The following is a 1,500-nucleotide window of genomic DNA, read 5'->3' on the forward strand; positions in this document are numbered from 1 at the left end:
GAACTACGACCGCGCAGAACTGATCGCCGACGGGATCATTCATGCAGTCGGTGTATTTTTCGGTACCGTCGCCGCGACCGTTCTGGTGGTGCTTGCGGTGCTTTATGCCGACGCCACCGACATCGTCGGCGTCTCGATCTATGTCGCCGGCCTGCTCTCGATGCTGGTGTTGTCGGCGAGCTATAATCTCTGGCCGGTCTCGCCGGTCAAATGGCTGCTGCGGCGCTTCGACCATTCGGCGATCTATCTCCTGATCGCTGCGACCTACACGCCGTTCATCCTGGAGCTGAAGGACAGCGTCTTCGCGCTGGCGCTGCTCGTCTGCGTCTGGTGCGTGGCGATCGTCGGTATCGTGCTGAAGCTTCGCTATCCCGGCCGGTTCGACCGCGTCGCGGTCGGCATCTACCTCGCGATGGGCTGGAGCGGCGTGATGCTCTACGACGCCGTGGTCAAGGCGCTGCCCGCGCTGGTGCTGGGATTCATACTTGCGGGCGGGCTGCTCTACAGCTTTGGCGTGATCTTCCACGCCTGGCGGCGGCTGCGCTTCCAGAATGCGATCTGGCATGGCTTTGTCTTGGCCGGTGCGGCGTGCCATTATACCGCGGTGCTCGACCTCGTGTTGAGCTGAGCAAGCTCCGCGAAGCGGAATAAGCCGAGCGGTATAAGAGCGGTACGGGACAAGAGGAGACGTCGCATGCAGGTGACCGGGAAGGTCGTGGTCGTCACGGGCGGCGCAAACGGCATCGGCAAGGCGCTGTGCGAGGCGTTTCACAAGGCGGGCGCCGCCAAGGTCGTCGTCGCGGACATGGACGCCGCCAACGCCAGGGCCGTCGCCGCCATGGTTGATGGCGCGGCCTTCAGATGCGACGTCGCGCAGGAAAAAGAAATCGCCCACGTCATCGAGGAGACCGAGCGGCAGTTCGGGCCGATCGAATTGTTCTGCTCCAATGCTGGCATCGGTGGCGGTTTCGATCCGATGTCGGTCAATGCCGGCGGCGCCTCCGACGAGCCGTGGCAGCGCAGCTGGGCGATCCACGTCATGGCCCATGTCTATGCGGCGCGGCATCTGATCCCGCGGATGAAGGCGCGGGGCGGCGGCTATTTCCTCAACACGATCTCGGCCGCGGGTCTGCTGTCGCAGGTCGGYAGCCCCGCTTATTCCACCACCAAGCACGCCGCGGTGGGGTTTGCCGAGAACCTCGCGATCTCCCACAAGGCCGACAACATCAAGGTCTCGATCCTCTGCCCGCAAGGCGTCGACACCAACATGCTGCGCTCGATCCCCAAGGGTCCGCAATCCGGCGACGGCGATCTCACGCCCGAGCAGGTCGCCAGTGACGTGCTCGCGGGCCTCGCGCAGGAAACGTTCCTGATCCTGCCGCACCCCCAGGTGCTCGGCTACATGCGCAAGAAGACCGAGAACTACGACCGCTGGATCGGCGGCATGGCGAAGATCCAGGCCAGGATGCGGGAAGAGTTCGGGAAGTAGCCAACGGTGTT

The 1,500-nt window shown here is 64.2% G+C and carries 2 protein-coding genes; both read left to right on the forward strand.

Translation table 11 applies throughout. The features are described from left to right. The coding region (trhA, locus tag AC1D00_RS40680; protein WP_477014586.1) for a PAQR family membrane homeostasis protein TrhA at window positions 1-628 on the forward strand (628 nt) is incomplete at its 5' end. 66 nt (window positions 629-694) lie between these two features. Next, complete coding sequence (locus AC1D00_RS40685; RefSeq protein ID WP_477014587.1) at window positions 695-1,489, forward strand: SDR family oxidoreductase; 795 nt, start codon at window positions 695-697, stop codon at window positions 1,487-1,489. The last annotated feature ends 11 nt before the right edge of the window (window positions 1,490-1,500 follow it).

It is taken from the genome of Bradyrhizobium sp. P2_E8 (assembly GCF_056403875.1).